Origin of the sequence: Streptomyces galbus (assembly GCF_005280195.1) — a bacterium.
In the GTDB taxonomy this organism is placed as follows: domain Bacteria; phylum Actinomycetota; class Actinomycetes; order Streptomycetales; family Streptomycetaceae; genus Streptomyces; species Streptomyces galbus.
Window position 1 is genome coordinate 48,276 of sequence record NZ_SZPR01000043.1, and the last position, 15,517, is coordinate 63,792.

Here is a 15,517-nt window from a genome sequence, read left to right on the forward strand (position 1 = left end):
CAGCCCTGGGATGGACGGGGTGAGGAGCAGTCAGGCGTCGTTGAGGCTCTTGATGGCCTCCAGCGCCTGGCGGGGTGAGGTGACCTGCTCGGAGCGGCTGCCGGAACTGCGCTTGCCGCCGCCCTTGCCGCCTCCGCCTCCCCCGCCGCCGCGGCGGCGGGCACGGCCGTCGCCGTCGTCGTCCTCGTCGGACTCGGGCCAGAACTCACCGGGCCTCGGCTCGGGCTCGTTCCAGTCGAACCACAGGCCGCGCTTGTCCAACTCCGCGATCTCGTGGTCGGTGAGTCCGTTGACCTCGTCGGGGAACAGCTCGGACAGGTCGGTATCGAAGTCGGCGTACAGCGACCGCATGAGCACGGCGCGGCCGTTGTCGAGGACGATGACCGCGACGCCGCCCGTGCTGACGCCGTTCTCCGGGTCGGCCTCGCCGCGCATGGCCCGCTCGATCGCGGAACCTTCGCTGCGGGAGTAGCGGGCCGGGATGGTCGGCACGTTGTAGGCGTTTTCCATGGTGCCCTCCGCCGCTTTGCGGGTGGCGCCGGGCGAACCCATGTTGAAGATGACGGGCCTGGAGTTCTGGCGCAGGTTGTCCTTCATCTCGGTGGAGAAGCCGTTGTGCGCGAAGGGCGACTGGCCGGCCGGGTTGAAGCCGATGCCGTACTTCAGGCCGGTGACTGTGAGGTCCTCGCCGTCCTTCTGGATGAACTCGCCATACAGGGCGTCCTGGGCGGCGGTCATGAACTCATCCGCGTACACGTTGAGCTGCCGATAGGGGCAACGCGTGTCGCCTGGCTTGTAGTCGTGCGGCTGGCCGTCGTGCGGCCAGGGCATCTCCGCGCGGATCTCGCACAGCGCTTTGGCCGCCCGCAGCGAGCGGGCCATCCACAGGGCGTTGGATCCCTGCCGGTCGATGTAGCGGCCGAGGACGGTGGTCTTCTCGTCCTTGCGGACGGTGCCCAGCCACACCACCTGCCCGTTCAGGGACTGGGCGGCCATGTGGATCGCGAAGAACTGCGTCTTGCCGGACCGGCTGACTCCGAGGGTGAGGCCGTGGGCGGGGGCGTTCTTGTCGTGCTGGTACACCATCGTCTTCACCGGCTGGCCGGTGATGGTGAACCCGCACACGTACATGCCCTTGGCGTCCGGGGTGAGCAGCTCGCGGGTGGCGGGGAAGATCTGCGACAGCGGTGGCTTATCGAACGCGCTGATCAGGAACTCAGCTCCGTCGATGAGGACGAACACGCAGGAGTCGTCCTCGGGCAGGTTCAGCGCACGGCAGACCTTGGGCAGGTCGATGCGCGGCGACTCGGTGGCATCGCTCATCCTGGCCCGGTAGAAGGTCACCCCGCGCTCGGTGTCGCGGGTGGTGTGCACCAGCTCGGAGCCGGGGGCGCCGCCCCTGGGGCCGGCAACCCGGTCGATCCAGCGCTCCTGGTCGGTGGGCTGGGTGCGGCGCCGGGCGTTGGCCTCCGGGGTGATGAGAGCCTCCATCCAGCCGGGTCCGCCCTGGCGGCCGGGCTGGATGGCGACGTCCGCGAGGCTGACATCGGCCGCAGACACGCCGAACGCGGCTCCGACGACCTCGGGGGAGAGACCGGTGATCGGCCGCCCGGTCTCCGAGGCGCGCAGCAGCAGGGTGAGGTCGTGGCGCATGGCGGTGTGCCGGGTGGCCTTGACGACGTGGGTGCGGGCAGGCATCCCGGCGCGTTCCCACAGCATCCGCGCGTCGCGGGTGAGCTGGTCGGTTCCGTCGTCCGGCTGCGCCACGGTCGGCTCCACGGCGCGGGCGGGCGCGGGCCGCGGGGCGGGGGCGGCGAGCGCGGGGCGGTGACGGCGGCGGGTGTGCCAGGAGAACGGCAGCACGAAGGAGCCGGCCGCCGCCCATCCGGCGGCGAGCAGTCCGTCCAGCCAGTAGGGGCCGAAGCCGGTGGTGTGTCCGGCGGCGACGTCGACGGCGGCGGCCAGGACCAGCGGGGACCAGCGCAGGATCTTGCGTCCGGCGCCGGGCTCATCGCTCTTGGCGGCCAGGAACCAGGCGCCGATCCCGGCGGCGCCGGCCAGCTGCACGACCTGGTTAACGGGGCTGTCGGGGTAGACGTTCGGGGCCACGGCCAGCACAGGCGCGGCGAGGGTGTAGGCGAGGCGTTCGAGCGTGACACTGCGCGGCGTGGTCACCGAATCTCCTTCGGGAAACGGGACGGGCGGCCCCGCGGTGTGTCGCGGAGCCGCCCGTGGCGGGGTGGGTTGGGGTGGGGGAGTGGGTCAGCGATTGAAGAACCCGGGCTTGGGGGTCTTCTCGCGCCGGTTGGAGCGGATTTCGTCCAGCGCCCCGTAGAGCTTGGAGTGGGTACGCCGGGTCTGGTGGGTGAGGTCGGCGGTCTCCTGGGCGGTGTCGCTCAGCTTCTTGACCTGCACGGCCGCGCCCCCGAGGGCGACGCTGACGTTGCTGGTCAGCTCCACGAACTTCGCGTCGAGTCCGGCGGTGCCGATGTCGCGGGCCACGTCCTGGGCGCGCTGGGCGTTGGCCTTGACGCTGCGCACCAGCGCCTCCAGCTCGAGGCCGGCGTCGTCCAGCGCGCTGGCGAGCGTCTTGAGCTTGGCCTGGACGGCCTTGTACCGGTTGTCGTCGTCGGCCGGGACGGGCACCGGTCTGGCGCCGCTGGGTGCGAGATCGCTGCTCATCAGCTGCTTCCTCCCTGCTTCTTAGTCGTGGTGGGCGGCGGCCGACGCGTACGTCAGGCCCGCGTCTTCCTTGGCGGCCATGTCCTGGCCGTAGATGCGGGCGACCATCGCGGCCGCGAGCTTGGCGGCCTCCAGGGCGAGACCGCACTCGGAGGCGCACCGTTCGGCCTGCTGCCTCATCCGGGCGGCTGCGTCGGCCAGGTCCGAGATCAGTTCGGTGACCTCGGTGGCGATGTTGTGGTCGCCGATCAGGTCGGCGGACATGTCCCGCAGGGCGTCGGCGACCTTGTCGAGCGCGTCCGCGAGGGCTTCGGCCTTCTCCTGGTCGGAGGCGGCCTGGATGGCGATGTTCGCCATCTCCATCAAGAACTCGTCGAACGTGATGTCCGTGCGGTGCTGGGCGGCCAAGTTGCCCTGCCCTGACGGCCTGCTGACCTCCGCGCTCACGCTGCTCCCTTCGGTGCTGGTGGGTCGGCTGCTGGTGGCCGTTCGGCCGACCTCGGGCTGATCCCTCTGATCGGGTGTGTCGGCCGGGTCCGGCCGGCTGGTGCCGGGGCGCTTGATGACCCCCCGCCGGACGCGCGGTTGCCTGGGCGCGCGGGGCAGGCCGGGACGGCGAGCGGCATACCAGCCGAACGGGTCGGCTTCGTCTTCGACGATCACCGCGTCCTGGATGTCCTCGCCGGTGTCCGGCTTTGGGGTGGGACGGTTCGGGCGGCCGTCGGCCCATTCCACCGTCGGGTCGGGATCCTTCACCCCGTCCCATGCCCAGCCGCGTCGCCGCCCGGCACGACCGGTGCGGCCCCGCCGACCGGCCCTGCCGGTTCCGCTGCCGGTGCGCCGACGCCGGAACCGGCGCCGCTTCTTCGAGTCGTCAGACGGCCCGTCACCGGCCTTGGAGTCCTTGCCCGGCTCATCGGACGCCGGGGCGTCCTTTGTGGCGCTGGAGGCCCCGTCAGGGCCCTCCTTGGCGTCCTTCTCGCCCTTGCCGTCGGCGCCCTTGGCCTTGGAGTCCTTGTCCTTGGTCAGGCTCACCTTCTCCGCGCCGGCCTTGCCGTCCGCGCCGCCCTTGGCGTCCTTCGCGTCGGCGCGGCGCTTGTCGAAGCGGCGCTTGGCTTCCTCCGCGACGGCCTGGCCTAACTTGGTGCGGCCCGAGTCGGCCGACGCCGCGGCTTCCCGCTTCGCCTTCCGCGCCTCGCCCCGCTCCTGCCGCTTCGCGCGGCGGGCCTCCCAGTTCTGCTGCCGGTTGGCGCGGGCCTGGTCGCGGTCCTTGGACCGGTCAGCGACGCCGGCGGCGTGCCCGGCGCTGCGCCTCTCCTGCCGCGCGGCCTGCCGGGCCCCGGCGCGCTCCTGGCGGCCGCGGGCCCGCTCAGCGCGGGCGCTGGACGCCGGGCCTTGGCCGCTGCCGTCGCCCTTCGAGCCGCCACGGCCGGAGCCGCCAGAGCCCGTCTGGGAGCCTTTCGATCCCCCGGACGACCCGTTGCGCCCGGAACCGCCTGTACGGCCGCCAGAGCCCGCCTGAGAGCCTTTCGTACCGCCCTTGCCGCCTGCGCTGCCCCCGGCTGATCCGGACCCCGAACGCCCGGCGCTGCCGCCGGAGTTGGTGCCACGCGCCCCGGGCCCCTTGGAGCCGGGACCCGAGTTGTTGCGGGACGGACCGCCGCCGCTGCCGCCCCCGCCGCGCGAGGACCCGCCGCCACCGCCGGCCTTCGAGCGGCCCTTGTCCGTCCCCAGGCCGGAGCTGGGCGACTTCATGCGGTCGGCGTCGGCCTTTGACCGCGCCGCCGCTTTGTCGCCCTTGGCTTTCATCATCGCGGCGTGGAGCTTTCCGTTCTGCTCCATCATCGCGACTTCCTGCGCGGTGCGGCCCTCCAGCAGCGCAGCCTTCCGCGTTATTTCAGCCTCACGGAAAGGCGCTTCGCTTTCGTGATTGGCCCGCGCCCTTTCCAGCCGGAATTCGAGCCAATCACCGAGACGGTCAGCGAGTGAACGAGGCTGGGCGTATTCGCCTTCCTCGTATTCGCCTTCTTCTTCTCCGGTTTCCGGGGCTGTAATTCCGTCGGAACGCAGCGCTGCCGCCGGGTCCGGAGCAGCCGGAATCGGCGGCAGTTCCATCGTGGTCTCCTCCGGGCTCTCCGGGGGATCCTCCGGAAAGTCTTCCGGCGGTGGAATGGTGTCGATGAAATCCGGGATCGGCGGCAGCGTGTAGGTGGAATCACCGCTCCACGGGCCGTGGACCAGGGTTCCACCGCTCGCGTCGTCGGACTCGTCGGACACGGTGCACCTCCCTCCAGGGGGACTTGACAGACAGTGGGGTCTCGTGTGCACGCGTGTGCACGTGCACGTGTGCACGCTTTACGCGCGCGAGGCCCCGCCGGAGCCCGGCGGGGCCTTCGTGGGTGACGCTCAGTTACGCGGGCCGTGCTGCTTCAGGACGGTGTCCGCGTACTGCATGAGGTGGTCGAACAGCCGCGGGTCGCCCGCCTGCCGCTTCTCCAGCACCAGCTTGAAGAGGCGGCAGACCAGCGTGAATGCGGTGAGGACATCACCGCGACCGGCTTTGACTTCTCTCGTGATTTCGGACCGAGTAACGCGGAGCCAGAATTCCATCCGGCCTGTTTCTCCGCGACGTTCGATCGCCTTGCGCTCTTCTTCCTGCAGCCAGCCGTTCCGCCCTTGAATGGAGCGTTCGATGCTGCTGAGGGGGCGCGTCACGCCGACTCCCTGTTACCCAGGTCGTAAATCGACGTGGGAACACTATAGCCGGAACTCGGGCTCTGCGCATCCTGCTGCGCCTGGTTGGGCGCGGCCTGGAGCTGCTGCGGGTTCTTCTTACGCTGCCTTTCCAGCTCTTTTTCCTTCCTTTCCTTGGCCGTATTCACAACGGCCTCGTCGTGGGCGCGGCGCTTATAGGCGCTCTTTTCCAGGCCCGCGGTCAGGTCGTTCAGGTCCTTGAGAACACTCCCGAGGGCCTTTTCGACGGGCATCGCGCGCAGCCGGGCGTGGTACCAGCGGTCGCCCTCCACGTGCGTGTCGCGCAGGTACACGCGGGTCTCGATCGCGAGGGTCTCCAGGTTCTTGCCGATGTCCAGCAGGACGCGCCGAACGTCGGCCAGGTACCGGGCGGTTGCCTCCGGGCTCTGCGCGATGTCGCGCAGAGGTGCGTAATTCGGGTCGTTTTCGCTGTTCACGGCGGGGATTCCCTCCTGGTGTACTTGTGGGGCTGTCGACTTGCTTCCGGCAGTCGCGGCGAGGGCCAGCCCACTTCCGATGGGCTGGCCCTCACTGGTGTGTGCCGGACGGCGGATCAGCGCAGGTGCTTGTCCGCGTCCTCGGGGCGCAGCAGGCCGGCCTCCTTGAGCAGCCGGACTGCGCGGGACTGGTTGACGCTGAGCTTGGTGCGGACCTGGTAGAGGGTGACGAAGCCGTCCTCGTCGCGCGGCAGGTTCTGTACGAGCGGCAGGAGTTCGGCGTCCGTCCGTACAGGCGTACCGGGACGGTCCGTACCCGCCGTACCGCTGGTTCCGGTTGCAGGAGAGGACGCGGCACCCGTACCTGTACGGGCCTCCGGAACACCGTCACTGCCGGACTGTGTACGGACGCTGACCGTGCCGGTACGAGCCTGTACGGCCGCGCTGGCCGTACCGGTACGCCCCGCAGTCGCTGTACCTGTACGCCGCGCCCCGTCGGGAGCGGTGTGTACGCCGTCTGTACGGTCACTGTACGGCCTGGTCAGCGCTGCTTCGGGCCCGTCATCGTGCGGCGGGTGCGAGGCGGGGTGTACAGGGTCCGTACCGTTCCGTCCGGTGCCCATTTCCTCCGGCCGGACCGCGCTGCGAGCGGTGTACAGGTCGTCGTTTGCGGCCCCTGTACGGCTGGACGGCATGCCGTCCGTTGCGTCGGTACGCCGGTGCGTACCTGTACGGGCGGGCGTTCCGTTTCCGCTGTCCGTACCGGTACGGCCGACCGCAGCAGCCGTGCTGCCGTGCCCGTTCGTACCGTCGTCGTGCATGAGCGTGTGGACGCGCCAGATGACCGCCACGAAGATCAGCACGACGAACGTGGTCAGCTGCCACGGTGCCGACTGGCCGCCCTCCTTGACGATGTGGGCCTGCTCGGACAGGTGGTACGTCACGTTCGCCGACGCCATCAGCAGCAGCGCGTAGGGGATGTCCTTTTTGGCGCGGAACGCGGTGACGCAGTAGACGTCGATGCTGACCGGCAGGAGCGGGGCGACGTACTGGTTGATGCCGACCATGCGGGCCAGCTCGTACTCGCCAGAGGCGGCGAGACCGACGCCAGCGGCGAGCGCGATCCAGGGGGCGGTCTTCCATGCCTTGCGGCTGAGGTTCTGGTGCCAGCCGCGGAAGCGGGAGTTGGCCCGCTTCGCCTCCCGGGCCTCCTCGAGCAGCCGGCGGGCGCGGGCCTCATCGGCCTGCGCCCGGTCGGTGATGCCCTTGGCCTTGCGCTGCGCTTCCGTGGTGATGCGGTCGGCCTCCTTCTGGGCTGCCTCTCGCAGCTGCACCGCGACGGTCTTGGCTTCCTCCCGCAGCCGTTCGCGCTGCTTGTCGCACGCGGCCTTGAGCCCGGCGAGCTCGTCAGCGAGGGCCTGGCGCTTGGTCGCGGCCTCCGTGTCGAACTGGTCGGTGAGCTCGCGCAGCTTCTCGCGCAGCTCGGTGCGGGCCTGCTCCGCCTCGGTGTGCGCGGCGGCGACGTGCTGGTCGGCCTCGCGGCGCCGGTCGTCGGCGGCCTTGACCGCGTCCGCGTACAGCGCCTCTGCCTCCGCGCGACGGCCGTCGTACTGCTCAGCCGCTGTCGCCGCGAGCTGGGCGAACCGCTCGCGGGCCTGGTCAATCTCCCGCTGCGCCGCGGCCACCAGTTCGTCGGCCTGCTCCTGGGCGCGGGCGAGGATCTGCCCGGCCTCGGTGCGGCGCTGGTCGACCAGGGCGCTGATCTCGGTGAGGTCGGCCTCCGCCAGGCGCCGCAGCTCGGCAACCGCCTTGGCGGTCGCCTCACGGTCGGTGGCGGCCAGCTCAGTAAGGTCGGCGACCTGCGCGCGGGCCTCCTTGACGAGGGTCTCCGCTCGGTCGCGCGCGTCGGCCAGGAGCCGGTCGGCCTCGTCGCGCGCCGCCTCCAGGTCGTTCTTCGCCGCCGCGCGCTGCGCGGTGGCCTCCTGGTCGGCGTCGGCGGTGATGCTCGCGGCGCGGCCCTGCGCCTCGGTCATTAGCGCGGTGACCTGCTCGTGCGTGTCGGTGATGGTGCGCGCGGCCGCCGTCTCGGCTTCCGCCTGGAGGGCGGCTCCGTGCTCGCGCGCGGTGTCGATGATGTCGGCGGCCCGGTCCCGGGCGTCCGCGACACGGGCCAGCGCCTCGAAGTCCCTCTCCGTCTCCATCGTTCCGGCCGGGGCCGGGGGAGCTTCGGGGGTGGTGGAGGCGGTGGGCTGCGGAGCCGGACGGGACGTCGCCGCCGGCTTTTTGCGGGCGGTGGGCCTCTTGTTGCGGGTTCGAGTGGCGGCCACGCCGCCTCCTTCCAGGTCGATGCCGCCCCGGACGGGGCGGCGGTTCACGGTGGTTCGGTCAGTCGTGCTGGGCGGGCAGCTCCGGCCGCTGGTTGGCGGTCGCGTGCTGCTGGGTGAGCCAGGCGAGGGCGGCCGCAGTCATGTCGTCGGCCGCGGCGTCGGTGTTCAGCGGCGCGGTGTCGATGTCGCGCATCGCGTCGACCGCCGGCAGCAGTCGCATGTAGTCGGGGTTCGCGTAGTAGATCGGGCGGCCGTTGGGCAGCGGGGTCAGGTCGTAGGTGTCGCCCAGGCAGACCCGGTCGACGCGGCAGACGAAGGTGTGGCCGGCCTGCCCGGTCCAGAACTTCTCCGGGTCGCGGTACAGGACGAACTGGCCCCGCTCGAACTTGATCGCGGGGGTAGTGCTCTGAGTGCTGTCGCGCACGGCAACTCCTTGAGGAGTCAGGTGGTCCGGACTGTCCGGCTCCCAGTGACCGCCCGTACCGGCCGCCAGCTTCAGCGGTCGGTACGGGCAGATCAGGCAACCCTCAGGCCACGACCGCGAGGTGTCGGTGCGGGGCGACGACCTGGCCGTCGGGGAGCAGCTCGCCGGTGTCCTCGAAGACCAGGACGCCGTTGCAGAGCAGGCTCCAGCCCTGCTCTGGGTGGCCGGCCACGACGCGGGCGGCCTCGCGGTCCGAGCTGATGGCCGACGGGCACTTCGGCGTGTGCGTGCACAGCGAAGTCGGCAACCGCCGGGCCAGACGGGTGACGGTCGGGGTGGTGCAGTCCATGAGCTCTCCCGGGGAGGAAGGGAGCCCGAGGCTTTCCCGGGCTGGAGACGTGCGAAAGACCGGCCGCCCGCGGTACGGGCGGCCGGTCGGTGGCAGTGCTGCGGGGCGGGTCAGAAGTTGCCCGCCGCTCCCGTCCGGCGGTCAGGCGTCGGCACGCTTGCGGGCGGCGCGGCGCTTCATCCGGCGCCGCTCGTCCTCATCAGTGCCGCCCCACACGCCGTGCTCCTGGCCGCTCTCCAGCGCCCACTGCAGGCAGCGCTCCATGACCGGGCAGCGACGGCACACGGCCTTCGCTTCCTCGATCTGGAGCAGGGCGGGCCCGGTGTTGCCGATCGGGAAGAACAGCTCGGGGTCTTCGTCCTTGCAGGCCGAGGCGACCCGCCAGTCGGTGTTGACCGGCAGATCGGCGGAGGGCGCGTAGGACGTGCGTACGATGGAGCGGTTCATCAGGGCCTCCAAGAAGGTCCGTACGAGACAGCCCCAGGGGCGCAATCCCTGGGGCTGTTCGCGTGTCTGCGGCCGGACGGCCGGAGCGAGGGGTGAGCTCCCGGCGCTCTCCGCCGGCCCCGCCCGGTGAAGGGCGGGGACGACGGGCAATGCCGGAGGATCGGTCAGCGGCGGTTGTTCTCCGACCGCTTGTTCTGCTCCTGGTTCTTCCGCGAGAGCTCAGCGCGCTCCGCGTCGGTCAGGTTCGTGACGGCGTTCACCGGACCGCCTCCATCTCGGAGAGGGTGCGGCGGGCGCGGCGGCCGGCCTTCGCGGCCCGCGCGTCGCCGTCGGCCACCAGGTGGCGGACCAGTCGGTGGAAGGCGAGGGTGTTCTCGCGGTCCGGGCCGTTCGCCGGGGCGGGGATGGTTCGTGTCATGCTGTGCTGCATCAGGTCCTCCAGTCAGGTCCTGGACAGCCCCGGAGGGTTCCAAGTCACCGGGGCTGTCGTGCTGTTCAGGCTGTTCGTACGAGCAGCCACGGCCCCGGCCTCCCCAGTTCGCAGGGTGGCCGGGGCCGTGGTGGTTCGTGCGTGTGTGTCAGGCGCTGATCCGTACCGGCTGCAGCGGCACCTGAGGACCTCGGAACTCGGAAACCGTGTCGGCCTGCCGGATCCGGCAGGAGTTGTTGGCCTCTTCAACCGTCGTGCCGCTGCGCTTGGCCATGGCCGCCTTCGCGTCGCCCGTGGCCTCGTGGTGCTTGGCCCACTCTGCTTCGGTGTTCTTCGCGGCGGCCGCGATGTAGGAGCGGTCGAATCGGGCTCGCTCGCGGTCCAGGACCTTGCGCTGCTCGTAGACCCTGGCGAGCTTGGCCCCGACAGCGCAACGCAGGCTGCCGGTGCAACGTCCCGGCGCGCCGCTGGCCTGGCACTTCTTGAAGTGCTCCCGGTAGGCGGTAAGGGCAGTCTGCGCGGTGGGCAGCAACTTGGTGACGGGCTTGGCCGGGGCCGGGAGCGGCTTGTAGTGCTGGCGGGCAGAGCGGCGGCCGGTCGCAGTGCTATCGGCGGCGAGCATTCGCTCGCTCCACTGCTCGATGGTGATGTCGAGCTGGACGACCTGGTTGCTACCGGGGCAGCGGTCGTGCTTCTTGCCGGCGGCGACCTTGTCGCTGCGGCAGTGCTCACGAATCTTGAGCTTCGTGTCGCCCATCAGGCGCCGCCAGGTGCGGCAGTCGGGGCAGACCAGCGACTTGACCTCACCCTCACGGACGTTGACGTTCTCGGGCCTGATCGCGCTGAGCAGCAATGGAGCACGCCGGTTGTCGCGCTTGGTGCGGACGCGACCGGGGCGGATCTGGGGCATCGATTCCTCCTGGTTCTGGAGCGGTGCTGCTCTCTCTGCCGCGCCAGGCCGGCCTTGCGGCCGGTGCGGTCCTGGCGGACAGACAGCGCAACTTCGCTGTTCAGGGGTGGTTCGGGTGCTGCTATTCGGTACAGGCGTCGTCGACCGGGGGAGCGCGGGCTCAACCCCATTGCCGCCGCCTCCGAGGAGGCGGTGACTCCTGCTGTTTTGCATGGCGTTCGCGACCTCGTTAACGAGGTACGCTATAAAGTAGACTCATCCTCGTTAGCGTTGTCAAGGGATCTCGTTAACGAGGTGCCCTCGCCGCGTAACCGTCTGCGGGTCAAGGCGGTGCCCCTCCGACGGCTCGATAGTCAGCGGCCCTAGGATCGCTAACGAGGTAGGGAGAGGCATGGCAAGTGAGACGAGCCCGCAGAGGCCGAAGTACCAGCGCATTGCCGACGACCTGAAGGCGGCGATCGAGTCTGGCGAGTACGGCCCCGGTGATCGGCTGCCGGGTGAGAGCGCGCTCGCCGCCCAGTACGGCGTTGCCGTGCTCACCGCCCGCCAGGCGCTCAAGATCCTGAGGATCGAAGGCCTGGTAGAAACGAAGAAGGGCGCCGGTGCCCGAGTCATCGAGTTCCGCCCGATCCGGCGCCACGGCATTCAGCGACTGGCACGTGAGCAGTGGGGCGCTGGCAAATCCATCTGGTCCGCCGACGAAGAGCGTCCAGTCACCATCGACGTCCGCGTCGACACCGTGGCGGCTCCCATACACATCGCCCGGATGCTGGACGTGGACGAGAACGAACTCGTCTGCGCTCGATCTCGGCGCTTCGTGCTGGACGACAGGCCTGTCATGCTCGCAACTTCCTATCTGCCCCTTGGGCTGGTTGAAGGCACGGCGATCATGCGCGTCGACACCGGAGACGGCGGCACGTACGCCCGGCTCGCTGAGATCGGTCACGCGCCCGCGCACTTCCGCGAGGAACTTCGGTGCCGACTCCCCGTAGCTGCAGAGGCCGAAGGCCTGGCCATGCCCCTGGAGCGCCCGGTCATCAAGCTGTGCCGCACGGCCTTCGACGCTGAACTTCGAGCTGTCGAAGTGAACGAGATGACCATGGACAGCGCGGCATACGTGCTGGAGTACGCATTCGATGCCTGAGCGTCCCAACTCCCTCACCCCAAACCCCCTCATGCCTGCTCGTCGTGTGGGGGCCATCACACTTGCCAGAGCCGAAACGCAACATCACAACGCCTTGTCGAAGCTCGTGCGCACCGGCATTCACGGGTTTTCAACATCCGCGTACACATGGGTTTTCGGGGCTGCGCTCTAGGCTCGCGGCCATGACGACGACGGAGGGAAACAGGGTGGGGAAGCACCGGGCAGGGTGGCGGCCGGACCGGCTGCGTGAGCAGCGTGAGGCTCACGGGCTGACTCTGGAGAAGGCCGGCGAGCGCCTCCGCGAGGTTGCCGAGCAGGCCAAGCTAAAGGGCATCCCGGCCGCGAATCCCCAGACTCTGTGGCAGCACGAGCAGGGCGAGGTCTACCCAGGCCCGCACTACCGTCGCGCCTACTGTCTCCTCTACAGGGCGACGGAGCCGGACCTTGGGTTCCGCGCTGCTCTTCCGGGGGAGGAGACCTCCTTCAAGCTCACGCCGATGGACGACCGTCTCAACGGCGCTCACGTCCTGGCGGTCGAACGTGCAGTTCACCGCATCGCGCCCGGCAGTGACGACGCTGATCACTTCGGGCTGCAGCAACGGATCATTGACGCATGGAAACGTCGGCACACCGGTGGTGACCCGCACCGGCCGGTCCTGATCCTGGTCGGCGGATACGCGGGCAGCGGGAAGACCGAGCTGGCGAGGTTCTTCGTTCAGCTCACCGGCTGGCCACTGCTCGACAAGGATCCGCTGACCCGCCCGCTGGTAGAGAAACTGCTGGTAGCGCTGGGTGGTGACTCGAATGACCGGCACACCGACCTGTATCGCACCCAAGTTCGGCCGGTGGAGTACGACTGCCTGATGCAGTCCGCGATGGCCAACATCAAGTGCGGGATCAGCACGGTGCTCACAGCCCCGTTCATCGCAGAGATGACGGACCAGGCGTGGATGCAGCGCCTAACCAACCGTGCGGCCTCCATGGGCGTCGACGTCTATCCGGTCTGGGTCCGCTGTGACGAGGAGTCGATGCGCGAGTACATCGGCTTCCGTGGCGCAGCGCGGGATGCCTGGAAGCTGCAGCGGTGGGAGGAGTACATGGCGACGATCGACCTGGATCTGCGGCCGGCTGTGCCGCACCTGGTCGTCGACAACCGTCTCGGGGCCGCGGTCTCACTCGCGGACCAGGCCCGGCAGGCGATGGGGGCGATGTACGCGTGACGGAGAAGCAGGGCGTGATCCTCTACGGCCCGCCGGCCTCGGGTAAGGACACCGTCACCACCGCGCTCAGCGAACTTGACTCCAGGTATGGGCAGTTCGCGCGGCTCAAGGTCGGGACGGGCAAGTCGGACGGCTACCGGATGGGCACGGTGGAGCAGCTGCGCGAGCTCGAGGCCGCGGGCGACGTCGTCTACGCGAACGCTCGGTACGGCAACACGTACGCGATCGACCGGCCCGGCGTCGACTCCGCGTTCGCGGCCGGGGTGCCCGTGGTGCACCTCGGGCAGGTCGACGGCATCCGAGCGCTGATCGACGGCTACCCGGCCGACTGGTCGGTGGTGCTGCTGTGGTGCCCGCGCGAGGTGACCGAGCAGCGGTCTGCGGAGCGCGGCGACAGCGACACCGCGGCGCGCCTGGCGGCGTGGGACGCGACCCGCGAGGACCTGGACGCGCACCCGGGCATGGTCTGGGACCTGACTGTGGACACCACGGCGTCGGCTCCGCAGGATGCGGCGCAGCTCATCGACCAGCTGCTGGCGCAGCGGGCGGGAGCGGCGACGGCATGAGCGCGGGCTACGGCTGGGCGAGTCGGTCCAAGGCGTCGGTGAGCGTGAGCTCGCTGTCCTTGGCGTCGTTCCACCGTGCCAGCGTGGACGCGGCCGCGCCCAGCATCTCCGGTGGAAGGCCAGCGGCGGCGAGTGCGTCGGCGGCTTCCTCCAGCTCTGGGCCCCAGCGCCAAGCGCGGGCTGCGGTCTTGGCGACGTACTCCGGCTCGGAGAGGTACGAGTCGGTGCGCCGGGAGGCGACCTCGATGAGCTCCTGGTCGACGCCGTGCTCGCGAGCCATGCCGACCGCGAGCGCCACCAGCACTCGGCTGGTCTTCTGGAAGCTGGCGTACGACAACTTCAGCGCGGATGCCTTCCCGACGTCCGTGCCCAGCACTGCCGTTCGGACGGCGGTGCCCGCGAACAGCGCCTCGATGCGCTCGGTCGCATCGGCCGGGCCGGACAGGTACAAGGTGGGGGTCTTGCCGCCGACCGGCGGGGAGCCGACGACACCGCCGTCCACGACGGCCGCGCCGTGTTCGAGCAGCGCGGCGATCCGCTTCGTTCGCTCGGGGTTGATGGCGTTCGCCTCCACGTACACCCCGGTGAAGCGGTGCCCGGCGACGTCACGGGCCAGGTCTTCGGCAGCGGCCGGTGGGCAGAGACTGATGACGATGTCGCTGCGGTCCAGCAGCTCGGCCAGCGTGACCACGGGCGTCAACCCGAACCGGGCAGCGCGCTCCACGGATGCGGTGCTGCGCCCGGTCTCGCACCACAGGACCGCGGCCGCGTTCGTCACGGCACAGGCGGCTACAGCGGCGCCCATGCTGCCGGGGTGGAGGATGCCGACGGTCGGCTGGTCCACAGTGCTACTCCGTCTCTGCGAGCAGGATGGTGATGGCGTCGGTGACGTCGTTGACGACGTGGTGCGCGGCGGGAAGTCCGTCGGGCCAGGGGCGACCTCGCAGCCAGATGGTGCGCAGGCCAGCCTGGTAGCCGCCGCCGATGTCTCCGCTCGGGTTGTCGCCGACCATCCAGCCGCCGTCCGCGAGGCTGACGCCGCAACGGGACGCTGCGAGTTCGAAGAGCCGCCGATCCGGCTTGCGGATCTCAAGGTCGCCCGAGACAGCGACGCCGTCGACCAGAGCTGCGAGGCCCGTGCCAGTGAGTTTGGCGCGCTGGATGTCGCTGGCCCCATTGGTGACGACGCCGATGGTCCACGCGGCCGCGCGCAGGCGGGCCAGGCCCTCGATGACCGTAGGGCGGCAGGTGACGGCGGCCGCCATGAGGTCCACATACTCATGCCACAGGTCGGTTGCGGACACATCCAGGCCGAAGACTTCCCTCAGCCGAGCGAAGTCGCTGGCGGACGCGCGGTCGACCAACGCGGCACGCAGCCATCGTTCGGCATCGCTGGGAAGGGCCCGCGAGCGGCACAGGCAAGTCAGTGCATCGCTGAGAGCTGTCTGCCGGTCCACCAGCGTGCCGTCCAGGTCGAAAAGCGCAACTCGGGCCATGGTCCGGAACCGTACCTGGCCTGGCTCAGGGACCCCTATTTCAGGTTGAAGAGTTGGATGACGGCCCATCAGACGCCTGTCCGACACGTCGTCATCTATGGTCCTTCGCTGGTACGGCGGGGGAGTAGGGTATCCCTGGACCTGATCCACAACTGCACAGGAAAAAGCCCCCTGGACCTTAGGCAAGTCCCGAGGGCTCTCGACCGGGGTAACCCGGCCCGGCGCACCCCTTTGGCTAGAAAGGAGGTCGCGTGATGCAGGGTACCCGTACCCGCACGCGGACACACACCACCCCGCCGTTGCAGCGACGCAAGAGCGTCGCTCCGGCGGG

16 protein-coding genes are annotated in these 15,517 nt (G+C 70.0%); 3 read left to right on the forward strand and 13 right to left on the reverse strand.

Annotated elements, in window-relative coordinates:
- Nucleotides 1-30: 30 nt before the first annotated feature.
- The 11 genes from E4U92_RS34850 to E4U92_RS34895 form a co-directional block, all read right to left on the reverse strand.
- Nucleotides 31-2,175, reverse strand: a complete 2,145-nt coding sequence (locus tag E4U92_RS34850; RefSeq protein ID WP_137304460.1) for a chromosome segregation protein ParM — start codon at nucleotides 2,173-2,175, stop codon at nucleotides 31-33.
- Between the two features lie 87 nt (nucleotides 2,176-2,262).
- A complete protein-coding gene (locus E4U92_RS34855) occupies nucleotides 2,263-2,682 on the reverse strand; it encodes a conjugal transfer protein TraB (RefSeq protein WP_137304461.1) in 420 nt (139 codons plus the stop codon).
- A gap of 21 nt (nucleotides 2,683-2,703) precedes the next feature.
- Nucleotides 2,704-4,959 (reverse strand): ATP/GTP-binding protein, encoded by a 2,256-nt coding sequence (locus E4U92_RS34860; protein WP_229863475.1) that lies wholly within the window; start codon nucleotides 4,957-4,959, stop codon nucleotides 2,704-2,706.
- Nucleotides 4,960-5,088: 129 nt separating this feature from the next.
- A complete protein-coding gene (locus E4U92_RS34865) occupies nucleotides 5,089-5,397 on the reverse strand; it encodes a hypothetical protein (protein WP_137304462.1) in 309 nt (102 codons plus the stop codon).
- Nucleotides 5,394-5,873: a hypothetical protein gene (locus tag E4U92_RS34870; protein WP_137304463.1), complete on the reverse strand. Its 480-nt coding sequence runs from the start codon at nucleotides 5,871-5,873 to the stop codon at nucleotides 5,394-5,396. Before E4U92_RS34870 ends, E4U92_RS34865 begins: the two co-directional genes overlap by 4 nt.
- A 116-nt stretch (nucleotides 5,874-5,989) precedes the next feature.
- Nucleotides 5,990-8,200 (reverse strand): coiled-coil domain-containing protein, encoded by a 2,211-nt coding sequence (locus E4U92_RS34875; protein WP_137304464.1) that lies wholly within the window; start codon nucleotides 8,198-8,200, stop codon nucleotides 5,990-5,992.
- A 58-nt stretch (nucleotides 8,201-8,258) separates the two neighbouring features.
- Nucleotides 8,259-8,624 (reverse strand): hypothetical protein, encoded by a 366-nt coding sequence (locus E4U92_RS34880; protein WP_229863478.1) that lies wholly within the window; start codon nucleotides 8,622-8,624, stop codon nucleotides 8,259-8,261.
- Nucleotides 8,625-8,727: 103 nt separating this feature from the next.
- Nucleotides 8,728-8,919, reverse strand: coding sequence for a DUF5999 family protein (locus tag E4U92_RS34885; protein ID WP_277754768.1), 192 nt, complete (start codon nucleotides 8,917-8,919; stop codon nucleotides 8,728-8,730).
- A 195-nt stretch (nucleotides 8,920-9,114) separates the two neighbouring features.
- Nucleotides 9,115-9,420, reverse strand: coding sequence for a WhiB family transcriptional regulator (locus E4U92_RS34890; RefSeq protein WP_137304467.1), 306 nt, complete (start codon nucleotides 9,418-9,420; stop codon nucleotides 9,115-9,117).
- 256 nt (nucleotides 9,421-9,676) lie between these two features.
- Nucleotides 9,677-9,838, reverse strand: a complete 162-nt coding sequence (locus E4U92_RS36145) for a hypothetical protein (protein WP_168725269.1) — start codon at nucleotides 9,836-9,838, stop codon at nucleotides 9,677-9,679.
- 160 nt (nucleotides 9,839-9,998) lie between these two features.
- Nucleotides 9,999-10,760 (reverse strand): hypothetical protein, encoded by a 762-nt coding sequence (locus tag E4U92_RS34895; protein WP_137304468.1) that lies wholly within the window; start codon nucleotides 10,758-10,760, stop codon nucleotides 9,999-10,001.
- A 391-nt stretch (nucleotides 10,761-11,151) separates the two neighbouring features.
- On the opposite strand from E4U92_RS34895, the gene E4U92_RS34900 reads away from it, so the two are divergent.
- The 3 genes from E4U92_RS34900 to E4U92_RS34910 all read left to right on the forward strand — a co-directional run bounded on the left by E4U92_RS34900 (nucleotide 11,152) and on the right by E4U92_RS34910 (nucleotide 13,690).
- A complete protein-coding gene (locus tag E4U92_RS34900) occupies nucleotides 11,152-11,904 on the forward strand; it encodes a GntR family transcriptional regulator (RefSeq protein WP_137304469.1) in 753 nt (250 codons plus the stop codon).
- A 182-nt stretch (nucleotides 11,905-12,086) separates the two neighbouring features.
- Complete coding sequence (locus tag E4U92_RS34905) at nucleotides 12,087-13,124, forward strand: AAA family ATPase (RefSeq protein ID WP_137304470.1); 1,038 nt, start codon at nucleotides 12,087-12,089, stop codon at nucleotides 13,122-13,124.
- Entirely contained in the window at nucleotides 13,121-13,690 is a 570-nt protein-coding gene (locus E4U92_RS34910) for a phosphotransferase-like protein (protein ID WP_137304471.1), read from the forward strand. Before E4U92_RS34905 ends, E4U92_RS34910 begins: the two co-directional genes overlap by 4 nt.
- Nucleotides 13,691-13,697: 7 nt before the next feature.
- Here the strand turns inward: E4U92_RS34910 and E4U92_RS34915 are convergent, their stop codons facing one another.
- Both E4U92_RS34915 and E4U92_RS34920 read right to left on the reverse strand, forming a co-directional pair.
- Complete coding sequence (locus E4U92_RS34915; protein WP_137304472.1) at nucleotides 13,698-14,534, reverse strand: NAD(P)-dependent oxidoreductase; 837 nt, start codon at nucleotides 14,532-14,534, stop codon at nucleotides 13,698-13,700.
- A 4-nt stretch (nucleotides 14,535-14,538) separates the two neighbouring features.
- The gene (locus E4U92_RS34920) at nucleotides 14,539-15,186 is read right to left on the reverse strand and encodes an HAD family hydrolase (RefSeq protein WP_137304473.1); all 648 of its coding nucleotides are present in this window, start codon (nucleotides 15,184-15,186) and stop codon (nucleotides 14,539-14,541) included.
- Nucleotides 15,187-15,517 lie beyond the last annotated feature (331 nt).

Excerpts from the sequence above, each read along its gene's own strand:
- E4U92_RS34855 (WP_137304461.1), bottom strand. The coding sequence starts at position 2,682 with ATGAGCAGCGATCTCGCACCCAGCGGCGCCAGACCGGTGCCCGTCCCG.
- E4U92_RS34890 (WP_137304467.1), bottom strand. The coding sequence starts at position 9,420 with ATGAACCGCTCCATCGTACGCACGTCCTACGCGCCCTCCGCCGATCTG.
- E4U92_RS36145 (WP_168725269.1), bottom strand. The coding sequence starts at position 9,838 with ATGACACGAACCATCCCCGCCCCGGCGAACGGCCCGGACCGCGAGAAC.
- E4U92_RS34895 (WP_137304468.1), bottom strand. The coding sequence starts at position 10,760 with ATGCCCCAGATCCGCCCCGGTCGCGTCCGCACCAAGCGCGACAACCGG.
- E4U92_RS34900 (WP_137304469.1), top strand. The coding sequence starts at position 11,152 with ATGGCAAGTGAGACGAGCCCGCAGAGGCCGAAGTACCAGCGCATTGCC.
- E4U92_RS34905 (WP_137304470.1), top strand. The coding sequence starts at position 12,087 with ATGACGACGACGGAGGGAAACAGGGTGGGGAAGCACCGGGCAGGGTGG.
- E4U92_RS34920 (WP_137304473.1), bottom strand. The coding sequence starts at position 15,186 with ATGGCCCGAGTTGCGCTTTTCGACCTGGACGGCACGCTGGTGGACCGG.